Origin of the sequence: Xanthomonas campestris pv. asclepiadis (assembly GCF_020784175.1) — a bacterium.
GTDB lineage: Bacteria > Pseudomonadota > Gammaproteobacteria > Xanthomonadales > Xanthomonadaceae > Xanthomonas > Xanthomonas campestris_D.
Map to the genome: position 1 here is coordinate 74,146 of NZ_JAJGQM010000005.1, position 14,061 is coordinate 88,206.

At 64.1% G+C, this 14,061-nt stretch carries 16 protein-coding genes; 4 read left to right on the top strand and 12 right to left on the bottom strand.

From position 1 onward, the window contains the following. Positions 1-101: 101 nt before the first annotated feature. The 9 genes from LL972_RS04080 to LL972_RS21675 all read right to left on the bottom strand — a co-directional run bounded on the left by LL972_RS04080 (position 102) and on the right by LL972_RS21675 (position 8,531). Entirely contained in the window at positions 102-500 is a 399-nt protein-coding gene (locus tag LL972_RS04080) for an RcnB family protein (protein ID WP_228326500.1), read from the bottom strand. A 130-nt stretch (positions 501-630) separates the two neighbouring features. Further along, on the bottom strand, positions 631-1,341 hold the full coding sequence (phoU, locus tag LL972_RS04085) for a phosphate signaling complex protein PhoU (RefSeq protein WP_102596861.1): 711 nt from the start codon (positions 1,339-1,341) through the stop codon (positions 631-633). Positions 1,342-1,471: 130 nt separating this feature from the next. Then, on the bottom strand, positions 1,472-2,302 hold the full coding sequence (gene pstB, locus LL972_RS04090) for a phosphate ABC transporter ATP-binding protein PstB (protein ID WP_104582775.1): 831 nt from the start codon (positions 2,300-2,302) through the stop codon (positions 1,472-1,474). A 22-nt stretch (positions 2,303-2,324) separates the two neighbouring features. Further along, positions 2,325-3,188, bottom strand: coding sequence for a phosphate ABC transporter permease PstA (gene pstA / locus LL972_RS04095; RefSeq protein ID WP_039511726.1), 864 nt, complete (start codon positions 3,186-3,188; stop codon positions 2,325-2,327). Further along, positions 3,188-4,162, bottom strand: coding sequence for a phosphate ABC transporter permease subunit PstC (gene pstC / locus LL972_RS04100; protein WP_228326501.1), 975 nt, complete (start codon positions 4,160-4,162; stop codon positions 3,188-3,190). Before pstC ends, pstA begins: the two co-directional genes overlap by 1 nt. A gap of 112 nt (positions 4,163-4,274) precedes the next feature. Continuing rightward, positions 4,275-5,366, bottom strand: coding sequence for a phosphate ABC transporter substrate-binding protein PstS (pstS, locus tag LL972_RS04105; RefSeq protein WP_104552763.1), 1,092 nt, complete (start codon positions 5,364-5,366; stop codon positions 4,275-4,277). 186 nt (positions 5,367-5,552) lie between these two features. Then, positions 5,553-6,572 carry a phosphate ABC transporter substrate-binding protein PstS gene (gene pstS, locus LL972_RS04110; RefSeq protein WP_228326502.1) on the bottom strand — a complete coding sequence of 340 codons (1,020 nt, stop codon included), beginning with the start codon at positions 6,570-6,572 and terminating at the stop codon, positions 5,553-5,555. A gap of 195 nt (positions 6,573-6,767) precedes the next feature. Next, a complete protein-coding gene (locus LL972_RS04115; RefSeq protein WP_228326503.1) occupies positions 6,768-8,018 on the bottom strand; it encodes an OprO/OprP family phosphate-selective porin in 1,251 nt (416 codons plus the stop codon). A gap of 93 nt (positions 8,019-8,111) precedes the next feature. Further along, positions 8,112-8,531, bottom strand: coding sequence for a hypothetical protein (locus LL972_RS21675; protein ID WP_228326563.1), 420 nt, complete (start codon positions 8,529-8,531; stop codon positions 8,112-8,114). Here LL972_RS21675 and LL972_RS04125 point away from each other — a divergent pair. From LL972_RS04125 to LL972_RS04135, 3 genes are all read left to right on the top strand, one after another. Continuing rightward, the gene (locus LL972_RS04125) at positions 8,430-8,675 is read left to right on the top strand and encodes a hypothetical protein (RefSeq protein WP_228326561.1); all 246 of its coding nucleotides are present in this window, start codon (positions 8,430-8,432) and stop codon (positions 8,673-8,675) included. The two genes, LL972_RS21675 and LL972_RS04125, sit on opposite strands and share 102 nt — an antisense overlap. A 113-nt stretch (positions 8,676-8,788) precedes the next feature. Next, a complete protein-coding gene (locus tag LL972_RS04130) occupies positions 8,789-9,469 on the top strand; it encodes a carbonic anhydrase (RefSeq protein ID WP_228326504.1) in 681 nt (226 codons plus the stop codon). Between the two features lie 11 nt (positions 9,470-9,480). Beyond that, positions 9,481-11,049, top strand: a complete 1,569-nt coding sequence (locus LL972_RS04135) for a SulP family inorganic anion transporter (RefSeq protein WP_228326505.1) — start codon at positions 9,481-9,483, stop codon at positions 11,047-11,049. A 203-nt stretch (positions 11,050-11,252) separates the two neighbouring features. Here LL972_RS04135 and nth read toward each other — a convergent pair whose 3' ends face one another. The 3 genes from nth to LL972_RS04150 are packed head-to-tail and all read right to left on the bottom strand — an operon-like array spanning position 11,253 to position 13,133. Continuing rightward, complete coding sequence (gene nth / locus LL972_RS04140) at positions 11,253-11,963, bottom strand: endonuclease III (protein ID WP_228326506.1); 711 nt, start codon at positions 11,961-11,963, stop codon at positions 11,253-11,255. Beyond that, the gene (locus LL972_RS04145) at positions 11,960-12,340 is read right to left on the bottom strand and encodes a hypothetical protein (protein WP_228326507.1); all 381 of its coding nucleotides are present in this window, start codon (positions 12,338-12,340) and stop codon (positions 11,960-11,962) included. Before LL972_RS04145 ends, nth begins: the two co-directional genes overlap by 4 nt. 10 nt (positions 12,341-12,350) lie before the next feature. Continuing rightward, a complete protein-coding gene (locus tag LL972_RS04150) occupies positions 12,351-13,133 on the bottom strand; it encodes an enoyl-CoA hydratase/isomerase family protein (protein ID WP_228326508.1) in 783 nt (260 codons plus the stop codon). A 163-nt stretch (positions 13,134-13,296) separates the two neighbouring features. Here LL972_RS04150 and LL972_RS04155 point away from each other — a divergent pair, with 163 nt between their 5' ends. Beyond that, positions 13,297-13,995 carry an FKBP-type peptidyl-prolyl cis-trans isomerase N-terminal domain-containing protein gene (locus LL972_RS04155; RefSeq protein WP_016902469.1) on the top strand — a complete coding sequence of 233 codons (699 nt, stop codon included), beginning with the start codon at positions 13,297-13,299 and terminating at the stop codon, positions 13,993-13,995. Positions 13,996-14,061 lie beyond the last annotated feature (66 nt).

Consider the following 14,061-nt stretch of genomic DNA (forward strand, 5'->3'; position numbering starts at 1 on the left):
GGCGGTGTGCCTGCGGGTCCGGATCTTCGATCGGGCAAACAAAAGCCCGACCCGTGTCACCACGGATCGGGCCCGATAACCCTGCGTTTCAACCGCTGGCCTCAGCGGGCGGCGACCACACTTGCAATCAGCCCGGTGGCCACCGCAATCAGCACGTAGTTGTTGTCCACGCGACGCCACTCGTGCCCGCGCTGCGGCGCGTGCAAGTGATGTTTGCGGTAGTCGGCCACGCGCGTGCCGCGATGGTCCGGTGCCAGGCGCTCGCCACGCCGATAGGGCGGGCCGCGACGATCGTTGCGGTGGTCGTCGTTGTGCGCGCTGGGGCGGTCGTCACGCGTGTCATCGTGTCTGTCGTCGCGGTGCTCGTCGCGACGGTCCGGTCCACGCGCGTCGTGGTGCTGTGCGCGGCGATCGCGGTCGTCATGCTGTTGCGGCGCAGCGAACGCTGCACCGGACGTCAGCAGCGACACAACCATGAGGGATCCGATGATGCGTTTCATCTGCGTACTCCTGCGTCACAGGAACAGCCTGTGTGATTGCACCCTAGGTGCAATTTGCTGAATACGTAATGATCAAGGCCTTTGCGCTGTTCGCAGCGTGCTTGCGGGTATCGCCGGCACGTGTCCCGGATCAGATGACGCCAGTGGTGCTGGTGTCGTCGCGCTTCAGGCGCGGCGGCAGCGGTTGCTCGCCGTGCACCAGGAACCACACGTTCTCGGCGATGTTGGTGGCGTGGTCGCCGATGCGCTCCAGATTCTTGGCCATGAACAGCAGGTGCGTGCACGGGGTGATGTTGCGCGGGTCTTCCATCATGTAGGTCAGCAACTCGCGAAACAGCGCGGTGTATTGCGCATCCAGGCGTGCATCTTCGTCGCGTACGCGAATGGCCGCATCGGCATCCTTGTTGCGATACGCCTGCACCGCCTCGCGCACGGCGTCGGCCGCCATCTGGCCGAGCGCACGCAGGCCTACCGTCTGCGGCAGCGGCGGTGCGGAATTGAGCGCGATCGAGCGCTTGGCGACATTGGCCGCGTAATCGCCGATGCGTTCGATATCGGCCGGAATGCGCAGGCCGGCCAGGATCTCGCGCAGGTCGCGCGCCATCGGGCCACGCAACGCCAGCCGCATCACGTCGTGGCTGATCGCATGCTCCAGCGCATCGATCGCTTCGTCGTTGACCACGATGCGATGTGCGGCGTGGTCGTCGCGACGTTCCACCACATCCAGTGCGGCTTCCAGCTGCGCCACCGCCGTGTCGCCCATGCGCACGATCTCGGCGACAAGACGGTGCTGCTCCTCGTCGTAGCTTTTGACGATATGGTCGTTGAGGTGCTGGTTCATCGTGCTCTCGATTCGTGGCGGTGGTGGAGGTCCGCCTTCACCTTGGCGACATCGCACGTGAGGGGGATGTCGTGCCGGCAATGGTGCGGCGAAGTTGCTTCAATGCGGTGGTGCGGTCGCCCGCCTTACATCAACCGAAACGACCGGTGATGTAGTCCTCGGTCTGCTGCTTGGACGGCTGGGAGAAAATCGTTTCGGTGCGGTCGTGTTCGATCAGGTCACCCAGATACATGAAGGCGGTGTAGTCGGACACGCGTGCGGCCTGCTGCATGTTGTGGGTCACGATCACGATGGTGTATTCGCGCTTGAGCTCTTCCACCAGTTGCTCGATGCGGCTGGTGGAAATCGGATCCAGCGCCGAGGTCGGTTCGTCCAGCAGCAACACATCCGGCCGTAGCGCCACGGCGCGTGCAATGCACAGCCGCTGCTGCTGGCCGCCGGACAGGCCCAGAGCGCTTTGCCCCAGCTTGTCCTTGACCTCGTCCCAGAGCGCGCCCTGACGCAGCGCCTGTTCGACACGGTTCTGCATGTCGGCCTTGGACAGTTTTTCGTGGTGACGGATGCCGTAGGCGACGTTTTCGAAGATCGTCATCGGAAACGGCACCGGCTTCTGGAACACCATGCCGACCTTGCTGCGCAGCCGGTTCATCGGGTACTTCGGCGAGAGGATGTTTTCGTTGTCCAGCAACACTTCGCCGCGCGCCTCCATCTTCGGATACAGCGCATAGATGCGGTTGAAGATGCGCAGCAGGGTCGACTTGCCGCAACCCGACGGCCCGATCAGCGCGGTGACGCGCTTTTCCGGAATCTCGATGTTGATGCCCTTGAGCGCGTGGTACTTGTCGTAATAGAAATCCAGATTGCGTGCGGCCACTTTCACCGGCGCCTGCGCGGTCGGTGCCCCCTTGGCGGCCGGAACGGCGATGCGATGCATCGGCATGGCGTTTTGGAGATCGTTCATGTCGGGTGTCCGGAGGGAGAGGTCAGTCATTGGAGATCTTGTTGCGCAATAGCAGGGCGCGCGCGCCCAGGCTCACCAGCAGCACGAACACGGTCAGCACCAGCGCACCGGACCAGGCCAGGGTCTGCCAGGTCTCGTAGGGGCTGCCGGCGAACTGATTCATGATCACCGGCACGCTGGCCATCGGCTGGAACACGTTGCTGTTCCAGTACTGATTGCCGAAGGCGGTGAACAGCAACGGCGCGGTCTCGCCGCTGATGCGGGCCAGGGCCAGCAGGATGCCGGTGAGGATGCCGGCCGAGGCGGCGCGATACAGCACCTGCACGGTGACCTTCCACTGCGGGATGCCCAGCGACAACGCGGCTTCGCGCATCTGCGCCGGCACCAGGCGCAGCATTTCGTCGGTGGTGCGCACCACCACCGGCAGCACGATGAAGGCCAGCGACAGCGCGCCGGCAAACGCGGAGAAGCGCCCACCGGTCTGCATCACGTACAGCGTGTAGACGAACAACCCCAGCACGATCGACGGTGCCGACAACAGGATGTCGTTGACGAAGCGCACCACCAACCCGGCCTTGCGTGCATTGCCGTATTCGGCCAGCCAGGTGCCGGCGGCAATGCCCAGTGGCGTGCCGATCGCCAGCGCCAGGCCGCACATCACCGCACTGCCGAAGAAGGCATTGAGCAGGCCGCCTTCCTGCATCGGCGGCGGTGTCATCTTGGTAAACAGGTTGACGTCGATGCCCGGCACGCCCTTGGACAACAAGGTCCACAGGATCCAGGCCAGGAAGAACAGGCCGAACACCGCGGTGACGCAGGACAGCAACAGTGCGATCGCGTTGGTCACGCGGCGGCGGTTGTACAACGATTGCGAGACCGAGGACATCAGTTGCCCTCCCGACGCGACAGCTGCATCAGCATGAAGCGCGCAATCGCCAGCACGATGAAGGTCACGATGAACAAGACAAAGCCCAGCAGCAGCAATGCCGAACGATAGGTTTCGGTGGCCTCGCCGAAATCATTGGCGATCAGCGCGGCGATGGTGGTGCCGGGCTCCAGCAGCGACGGCGATAGCCGCACCGTATTGCCGACCACGAACGCCACCGCCATGGTTTCGCCCAGCGCACGGCCCAGGCCCAGGAACACGCCGCCGATCACCGCAGAGCGGGTATAGGGCAGCATGATGTCCCAGCTGACTTCCCACTTGGTCGACCCCAGCGCATACGCCGATTCCTTCAGGCGCGTCGGCACGGTCAGGAACACTTCGCGCATCACCGAGGAGATGAACGGAATCACCATGATCGCCAGCACGAAGCCTGCGGTCAGCAGACCGATCCCCAGCGGCGGGCCCTGGAACAACGGGCCGATCAGCGGCAGCGTGCCCAGGTGATCGTTGAGCCAGGGCGTCACGTGCTCGGTCATCACCGGCACCAGCACGAACAGGCCCCACATGCCGTAGATGATCGACGGGATGCCGGCCAGCAGTTCGATGGCGGTACCGACCGGGCCACGCAACCAGCGCGGTGCCACTTCGGTGAGGAAGAACGCGATGCCGAAACTCACCGGCACCGCAATCACCATTGCAATCAAGGCGGTGACCAGGGTGCCGTAGATCGGCGCCAGCGCACCGTATTTGTTTTCCACCGGATTCCAGTCGGCGGAATAGAAAAAACTCAGGCCCTGCATCTGCAAGGCATGGCGTCCGCCCCACAGCATCGACAGCGCGGCGCTGCCGAGCGCCAACAGGACGAAAACGACCGTGGCGGCCAGCGCAAGCTTGAACAGGCGATCGGCACGCGCATCGCGCAGGTCGCGGCCGCGTGGGGCGGTCATCGCTTCGGGAATGGCGGTGGCATTCATTCGATTGGACTCGTCACCCGCGCAATCGCGGGAGCGTGAGACAGCAGGAACGGCGAGGCGCCCGCAGGCACCTCGCCGCAGCGCAACCCGCCACGACGGCGGGTGCAGGGCATCACTTGAACTCGCTGGCCCAGTAGGCCTGGATCTGCTTCACCAGCTCCGGCGGCAGCGGCACGTAATGCAGTTCGCTGGCCTGGGCCTGGCCGTTGTCCAGCGCCCACTTGAAGAAGTCCAGCGTCGCCTTGCTGCGCGCCGCATCCTTGGGCTGCTTGTGCATCAGCATGAAGTTGGTCGCGGTGATCGGCCAGGCCTTCTCGCCCGGTGCGTTGGTGATCACCAGGTTGAAATCCTTGGCGTTGGCCCAGTCGGCGCTGGCGGCAGCGGCGGCGAAGCTTTCCGCGTTCGGCTCCACCCACTGGCCGGCCGCATTCTGCAGCGAGGCGTACGGCATCTTGTTCTGCAGTGCGTAGGCCAGTTCGACATAGCCGATCGAGCCCTTGATCTGCTGCACGTACGAGGCGACGCCTTCATTGCCCTTGCCGCCGACGCCACCCGGCCACTGCACCGAGGTGCCTTCGCCGACCTTGCTCTTCCACTCCGGGCTGACCTTGGACAGGTAGTTGGAGAAGTTGAAGGTGGTGCCTGAACCATCGGAGCGATGCACCAGGTTGATCTTGGTCGCCGGCAGCGTCACGCCCGGATTGGCCGCCACGATCGCCGCGTCGTTCCACATCGTGACCTTGCCCAGGAAGATGTCGCCCAGCAGCGCGCCGGTCAGGCGCAGCTTGCCCGGTGCGATGCCTTCCAGGTTCACCACCGGCACCACGCCGCCGATCGCCGACGGGAACTGGCCCAGGCCGGCCTGCTGCAGTTCGGCGCTGTCCAGCGGCTTGTCGGTCGAACCGAAGTCCACCGTGCCGGCCTTGATCTGCGCGATGCCGCCGCCGGAGCCGATCGACTGATAGTTCACCTTGTTGCCGGTGGCGGCGTTGTAGTCGGCCGACCACTTGGAGACCAGCGGATAGATGAAGGAGGCACCGGCGCCGGAGATCTCGGCGCTCTTGCTGTCACCGGCGGTGGCGCCCGCGCTGGGCGCGCCCTTGGCGGTATCGCCGGACTGCGCATCCTTGCCGGGCGAGCAGGCGGCCAGGGCGAGGGCGATGGTGAGGGACAGGGCGGTCAGGCTGGCCGACTGCAGTTTCATGGAAGCTCCGAGGCTGGGTTGGCCGGGGGACCCGGCAGACCACGCTATGAAATGATGTTTTTGTTACACGTGCATGACAGTGCCTTTTGGAGAAGGCATCACAAAAAAGACGCGACCCCGTGGGGCCGCGTCCCGGTTCCGACGCCGGGGAGAGAGACGGCGTCGTTCCTGTCGCTGTGGCTGGCGTTACTTGGGCAGGTTCTTGGCCCAGTAGCCTTCGATCTGGGTCACCAGGCTGTCCGGCAGCGGCACGTAATCCAACTGCTTGGCCTGCGCATCGCCCTTGCTGTAGACCCAGCGGAAGAACTCCAGCGTGTTCTTGAGGCCGGCCGCGTTCTTGGGCTTCTTCTGCACCAGGATGAAGTTGGTGGCGGTGATCGGCCAGGCGTTGTCGCCGGAGGCATTGGTCATCACCAGGTAGAAATCCTTGCTGTTGCCCCAGTCGGCGCTGTTGGCGGCGGCGGCGAAGGTCTCATCCGACGGCTGCACGAACTTGCCGGCGGCGTTCTTCATCGCGGTGTAGGCCATCTTGTTCTGCAGCGCATACGACAGCTCGACATAGCCGATGCCGCCCTTGATCTGCTTCACGTACGCGGCCACGCCCTCGTTGCCCTTGCCGCCGATGCCGGTCGGCCACTGCACCGCGGTGCCTTCGCCGACCTTGCTCTTCCAGTCCGGGTTGACCTTGGACAGGTAGTTGGTGAAGTTGAAGCTGGTGCCCGAACCGTCGGAGCGATGCACCACGGTGATCTTGCCCTCGGGCAACTTCACGCCCGGGTTGAGCGCGGCGATCGCCGGATCGTTCCAGGTGCTGACCTTGCCCAGGAAGATGTCGCCCAGGGTCTTGCCGTCCAGTTTCAGTGCGCCTGCCGCCACGCCGGGAACGTTGACCACCGGCACCACGCCGCCGATCACCGACGGGAATTGCGCCAGACCGGCAGCGGCCAGTTCTTCCGGCTTGAGCGGGGCATCGGACGAGCCGAAGTCCACGCTGGCCGCCTTGATCTGGGCAATGCCGCCGCCCGAACCGATCGATTGATAGTTGACCTGCTTCTTGGTGGCCGCGTTGTAGTCGGCCGACCACTTGGACATCACCGGGTAGATGAACGAGGCACCGGCGCCAGTGACATCGGCGGCCTCGGCGCACAAGGCCAGCGAGGCGGTGAGCACGCCGACGGCCAGACGGGTCTTCAAAGAGTGGATCACGGAACAGCTCCTGTAGCGAAGGGATGAGGACGTCCCGCGGTCGTGCCATTGCAGGGCAGGGGCATGACCGCGCGGTGTCCGGGAGATGACATGCAGATGACAGCGTTGCGGCCGGGCGCTTTGCCGGGTCGGGCCAGGGTGGTTGCCGCCGTGGCGCCAGGAAGAGCGCGCCACGACGGCCACACCGTCGCGCACTTACCAGTAGAACTGCGCACGTGCCTCGATGATCGACGGGTTGTCGTCGACCAGGCCACGCGTGGCGCTGTTGTAACGGGTGCTTTCCACCTTGGCGTAGTCGAGTGCGAACTTGAAGTTGGAGCGCCAGTACCAGTTGGCGCCGACCGTCCACACATCCATCTTGCCGCCCAGCACGCCGTCCACGAACGGGGTGGTGCCGTTGGAGACCAGGTGGCCGTCGTTGAGGTCCAGGGTGTCGTAGCGCACCGCCAGCTGCCACATCCCCGAGGCCGGTGCGTTCGGCAGCGGGGTGGTCGGCACGCCGGCCTTGTAGCCCCAGGTCTCGCCGGTGATGTTCCAGACGCCGCTGACGTACCAGCCGTCACTCTTGTAATCGTTGGCGTTGTTGCCGATGCGCTTGGCGTTTTCCTGGAAGAACTCGCCCTGCAGCTTGAACGGGCCGGTGATCCACATCGCCTCGGCTCCGGCCACACCCACGCTGTCCACGTTGGTGATGGCGCCGCTGTCGATCAGGCGCACCGTGGTCAGGTCGGCGTCCGGGCGTGCGCGCAGGCGCAGAGTGTCGTCGTCGGTGTCGTAACCCAGGTAGCTCAGGCCGACGTGCAGCACGTTGCCGCTCTCGTTGATCGGCGCCCAGGTGCCGCGCGCGCCGTAGCCGCTGCCGTGTGCCTGGTTGCGGGTCAGTTCGCGGCCGAACGCACTGGCGGTGATGCTCCAGTCGTTGTCGCCCATGCCGTAGGCCACGCCCAGCCGGCGCGAGATGCCGTAGGTGTTGGTCACTGCGGCCTTGGAGACGAAGTCGTTGTTCTTGGTGCTGGACAGCTCTTCCAGGCTGTTGGGCTGCTTGAACTGGCCGACCTGCAGATAGTTGTTGGCGTTGCCGGCGAACTTGTACTTGATGTTGTTGTCCAGGAAACGCCCGGTGCTGCGGATGGTGGTGCCGCGGATGGTGACGTCCTTCAGCACGCTGGGGTCGTAACCGGCCACCCATTCGAAATTGCCCGGGCCCTTGCCCTTGAGCACCAGCTCGGCACGGCGGATGCTGAATTCGGAATTGTCGCCATTGGCACCGATGGGGCCGTTGAGATCCTGCACATCGTTGTGGAACCAGTTGCCATCAGCCTGGACCAGGCCTTCCAGCGACATCTCCGAGCCGCCGATCACGTCGATGGCGATTTCGGCGTGCGCGGCAGGTGCGGCCAGCGCCAGCAGCAGGGCGGAGCCAAGCAGGGTGGGAGAAAGTTTCATATGTGCCTTGCGACCTGAGAAAGTGAGCGCAGGCTATGGCGTGAAAGTTGCGTTAATGTGACAACTTCGGATCGCGTTCCAATCCGGTTTTTGTCAACAAAGACAAAGATTTACGCGTGTTTGTTTTTTGTCAGTGTGTGTCATGAGTCTGAACGGGCTGCGTCGTATGACAGATGTGACAGTGGCGTGGTTCACCGTTTCAGCGAGCTCAAGCTTATTGCGACCTGAACCAACCAGGTGAAACGATGGCGTATCAGGCGCTTTGTGCGTCGCACCACTTGCGCAGGCGCGTTCTAAATTGTTAGTTTCGAGGCCATGTTTCCCCGATTCCTCCAATTGCTGTTGGTCTGCCTGCTCGCGCTCACTGCGTGGTCGGCGGCCGATGCGCACGACCGCATCCACGATGCGCTTGTGGGCGATGGCGTGGCGGTAATGGCGGATGCTGGCGAAGAACGTGACGCAGCCGATGATCTGCAGGGCGACGGGGATGCACAGACCCAGGTCGATACCCATTCTGCAGACGATATCCCCTTGCTCTCACAAGCATGGCCGGTGGTCGCACGTTATTTTCCCTCCTGGTATGCGCATTACGCGCCGGCAACTCAAAAACGCGACCTGATCCCGCAACTGCGTCCTCCCAACGCAGCGCGCGCCTGATCCTTCGTTAGTCGCGTCAACCGGTGCAGCGCACCGGCTTCCTTTGATTTGTTCGTCTTTGCACTTCGCGGTTTGCGCCGCGGATGGCCATTCGTTGCCTAGAGGTATCTCCCATGGAAAGTTTGCTAGAAGGTTTTCGTCATTTCCGTAAGGAAGTGTATCCGCGCCAGAGTGCGCGCTTTCAGGAACTGGCCGGCGGCCAGAGTCCGCACACGTTGTTCATTACCTGCGCCGACTCGCGCGTCATGCCGGAGCTGATCTTCTCCGCACAACCGGGCGAATTGTTCGTCTATCGCAATATCGGCAATGTGGTGCCGCCTTACTCCCAGCATGTCAGCGGCGTGGTTGCGGCGATCGAGTACGCCATCGCCGTACTGGGCGTGCGGCACATCGTGATCTGCGGCCATACCGACTGCGGCGCGATGAAGGCCGCGCTCAAGCCGGAATCGCTGGAGGACGTGCCGTCCGTGGCGGCCTGGCTCAAGCACACCGATGCGGCGCGGCACGTCACGGCCCATCACGGCCACGATCCGCACAGCCAGGAAGCGCTGAGCTGCATGACCGAAGAGAACGTGGTCTCGCAGCTGGACCATCTGCGCACGCAGCCGGTGGTCGCCGCACGTCTGGCGGCCGGTACCTTGCGCATCCACGGCTGGATCTACGACATCGCCCATGGCGAGATCCGTGCCTTCGATGCCGAGAAGGGTGGCTTCCGTCCGTTGTTGGCGGACAACACCCCCGAAGCCACCCCGCGTCCGCGACTGCAGCAAGTCGTGCGCGCTGAACTCGCCTGACGGAGCACATCATGAACACATCAGGTATCGGCGGATATTTTCGCCAGGGACTGTTCGGACGTGATTTGTTGTCGTCTGTCGTGGTCTTCCTCGTCGCGCTCCCGTTGTGCATGGGGATTGCGATCGCTTCCGGCATGCCGCCGGCCGCAGGCCTGATCACCGGCATCATCGGTGGGCTGGTCGTCGGCTTCCTGGCGGGCTCTCCTCTGCAGGTGAGCGGACCGGCCGCCGGCCTGGCTGTGTTGGTGTTCGAACTGGTCCGCGAGCACGGCATTGCCGCACTCGGTCCGGTGATCCTGCTGGCCGGTGCGATTCAGTTGATCGCCGGTCTGTGCCGCGCAGGCGTGTGGTTCCGGATGACATCGCCGGCCGTGGTGGCCGGCATGTTGTCGGGCATCGGCATCCTGATCGTGGCCTCGCAGGCGCATGTGCTGATGGATGCCGCTCCCAAGGCGCGCGGTCTGGAAAACTTCGCTGCATTGCCGGCCGTGGTGTGGCAGGCAGTCACCGAAGGCACCGGCCGCACCGCGTTGTTCGTGGGCCTGGCCACCATCGGCATCATCCTGGCATGGGACAAGCTGCGTCCGCAGCGTCTGCGCTTTCTGCCGGGTGCGTTGATCGCGGTGGTGGTGGTCACGGCGACGGTGCAGTTGCAGGGCCTGAACGTCAACAAGGTCGATGTGCCGACCAATCTGTTCTCGGCGATCAGCATCCCCAGCGTGGCGGACATCTTTGGCGTGTTCAACGCGACGTTGCTGGTGTCGGCGGTGACCTTTGCCTTCATCGCCAGCGCAGAGACCTTGCTGTCGGCGGCGGCGGTGGACCGCATGCATCAGGGCGCGCGTACGCAATACGACCGTGAACTGGCGGCGCAGGGCGTGGGCAATATGCTGTGCGGCTTCCTGGGCGCATTGCCGATGACCGGCGTGATCGTGCGTAGCGCGGCCAATGTGCAGGCCGGTGCGGCCACGCGCATGTCCACGGTGCTGCATGGCGGCTGGTTGCTGGTCTTTGCGATGCTGCTGCCGTGGCTGTTGCGGATGACGCCGGTGGCATGTCTGGCCGGTATCCTGGTCTACACGGGCGTGAAGATGATCAAGATCGGGCAGGTCAAGGAGCTGGCGACCTATGGTCGTGGCACTGCGGCGATCTATCTGGCGACCACCTTCGCGATCGTGGCGACCGACCTGTTGACCGGTGTGCTGATCGGCTTCGGCCTGTCGTTGTTCCGTCTTGCCCTGCATTCTTCGCGCCTGAAGGTGGACGTGCGTGAGCACGAGCACAAGAAGGACGAGATGCATCTGACCCTGCAAGGCTCGGCAACGTTCCTGAAGGTGCCGGCAATGGCGCGTACGCTGGAAAGCGTGCCGCCGAACACCGCCCTGCATCTGGATGTGGCCAAGCTGCATCACGTCGACCATGCCTGCATCGAGTTGTTGCGCGACTGGAGCCGGAATGCGGCCTCGCGTGGCTGCGAGCTGGTGGTGGACTGGAACGAGCTGGATCGACGTGTGGAAGGCCAGCCAGCGGTGGAAAGCGTGCTGGTCGAACAGCGCGTCGAACAAGCCAAGGCGGCGTAAACCTGCTACAACGCCCGGCGCTCGCGCCGGGTGACCTCTATCGTGACCGGGTGATGCATGGCGCCGCAAGACGCATCATCCGGTCGCGATTTTTTTTGGAGCCGGGAATCGGGAATCGGGATTGGGGAATCGCAAAAGCACGGGTTTGCGCTGCCGGCGTGATTGTCTAGCGTCGGCTGCAGGTTAGTTGTCGTGCCGCCTGGTTAGCCTTTTGGAATTGTTGTCCGTTCGGCGGGGGCGGGGGTCTTGTCGCGGTAGCGGCATAGGTCGTGGATCACGCAGCCTGGGCAATCGGGCTTGCGTGCCTTGCAGACGTAGCGGCCGTGCAGGATGAGCCAGTGATGTGCGTCGTGCAGAAATTCGGCCGGAATGACCTTGACCAGTGTGTCTTCGACCGCGCGCACGTCCTTGCCCGGGGCAAGACCGGTACGGTTGGCGACGCGGAAGATGTGCGTGTCCACCGCCATGGTGGGTTCGCCGAACGCGGTGTTGAGCACGACGTTTGCGGTCTTGCGGCCGACCCCGGGTAAGGCTTCCAGCGCAGCGCGATCGTGCGGTACTTCGCCGCCGTATTGCTCCAGCAGGATCCTGCAGGTGGCGATGACGTTCTTTGCCTTCGCATTGAACAGGCCGATGGTGGCGATGTAGCGCTTCAGGCCTTCTTCGCCGAGATCGAGAATGTCGCGCGGGGTATTGGCCACCGGATACAGCTTGCGGGTGGCCTTGTTGACGCCGACATCGGTGGCTTGTGCCGACAGCAGTACCGCGATCAGCAACTCGAAGGGCGTGGTGTATTCCAGCTCGGTGGTCGGGTGCGGATTGAGCTCGCGCAGCCGCGCGAACATCTCCTGTATCTCAGGCTTGCGCATGAGGTTGCCGCGCCTTACGGGCGGGCTCGGGCGGATCGCGTTCATGGTTGTGTTCCGCCAGCGGCCTTGGCCTTTGCGCGTGCCAGGATGGCCGCGGCCAGCGGCGGTAATGCGGCTCCGGCGGGTTGACTGGGCGCCGGCGCAGGCGTTCGGCGTGCATCGCGTTCGGCGGCACGACGTTGCAGGCGCGCGGCGCGTGCGCGGTAGCGTTCGCGTGCAGCCCAGGCATCGCGCAGCCGTCGTTGTGCGGCAAGCAGCACCGCGCTCAGCTGCGGGCAGGCCGGATCCAGCAGGTCATCGCGTGGATCGGGCCGGTACTCCATCAAACCCAGTGCCAACGCACGATCGAGATCGTCCGCGTGGACGCAGTCGAGCAGCTGAAGGGGCAGTGGACGTGGTGCCGGTGTGGGGTCGAACGTCATGGCAAGCCGATCAGCGATTGAGAAAGTGCGCGGGGCGTTTTTCGAGAAACGCGCCGGTACCTTCGCGCATGTCGTCGCTGGAAAACAGCAGCGCAAATTGCGCGGTTTCCAGCTGCAAGCCTTCTTCGATGGCGCATTCGCCACCGAACACCACCGCATCCAGAATGCCGCGCAGCGCGAGCGGCGCGGCGGTGGCCAGGCGCTGTGCCACAGCGAGGGTTTCTTCCTGCAGCGCTTCCGGCTCGACCACGCGATTGACCAAACCCAACTGCAATGCGCGCGGCGCATCGATCGGCAAGCCGAGCAGGCACAGTTCCAGCGCTGCAGCTCGCCCGGTCAGTCGTAGCAGCCGTTGCGTGCCGCCGAAACCGGGGATCAGGCCGAGGTTGATCTCCGGCTGCCCCAGGCGCGCGGTGGACGTGGCGATGCGCAGATGGCAGGCCATCGCCAGCTCCAGTCCTCCGCCCAGCGCATAGCCATTGACCATGGCGATCACCGGCTTGGGCATGCGCTCGATCCGGCGCATCAGCCGCTGACCGAGCAGCGAGAACTCGCGGCCCTGCATCGCCGACAGCTCGCGCATTTCGGCGATGTCCGCACCCGCGACAAATGCCTTGGGGCCGGCGCCGGTCAGGATCACCACGCGGATGTTGGTAGCGCTGGCTGCCTCGGCGAAGGCGTGATCCAGCGCCCGCAGCGTTTCCTGGTTCAAGGCGTTCAGTTTGTCCGGTCGGTTGACCGTGATCGTCCGTACACTGGCGTGGTCGGCGATCAGAATGACGTGATTGGACATGGAAATCCTTACGAACGTAAAAAATTAGTAAATGCGGAACTTCCGAAAGCCTTGCTGGTCTTAGCTTTCGTGATAAGTAGCGGTTCGGTATCGCGGCCGCTATCCTAGCGCGTCATCTCAGGCGGCAGACCCGTCCTGTGCCACCACCCTGGAGAATTGTTTGATGAAGTTGCGTTCTATCGCGGTCGCTGTGGCGGCCCTGGCCCTGACGGGCAATGCACTGGCCCAGGACACGACGTCCGAGAAGGGCAAGTTGAGCTACTACTTCGGCTATGACTACGGCAACAACCTTGCCGAGCTCACCGGTCGCGGCGAGCAACTCGACATCAACTCGGTGGTAAAGGGTCTGCAGGACGCCTATGCCAAGAAGCAGCCGGCGATCACTGCCGACCAGCTGAAGCCGGCTGTCGAAGCGTTCCAGAAGCGTGAGCAGGGTCGTGCCCAGCAGGCCAAGGCCGAGTACGACAAGGCCGCTGCTGCCAACAAGACCAAGAGCGACCAGTTCCTGGCCAAGAACAAGGGTACTGCTGGCGTGCAGACCCTGCCCAGCGGCGTGCAGTACCGTGTGATCGAAGCCGGCAAGGGTGCCAAGCCGACCCAGGCCAGCACCGTGCAGCTGGAAGTGGCCGGTCCGTTCCCGTTCGGTGACCGTGAGAAGGCGCGTCCGGCGCAGCAGATCCCGGCCATCAAGGTCAGCGAAGTCGAAATGCAGGCCATGCGCGACACGCTGCTGCAGATGCCGGCTGGCTCGAAGTGGGAAGTGACCCTGCCGCCGGAGAAGGCCTACGGTGCCGACCCGCGCACCCCGTTCCCGCCGAACGTGGCTGTGCAGTTCGAGATCAAGCTGGTCAGCGTCAAGTAATTGCATTCGATGTTGCTGTGACAACGCCGGCCACCAGGCCGGCGTTGTCGTTTGGGTCCGGCGGAT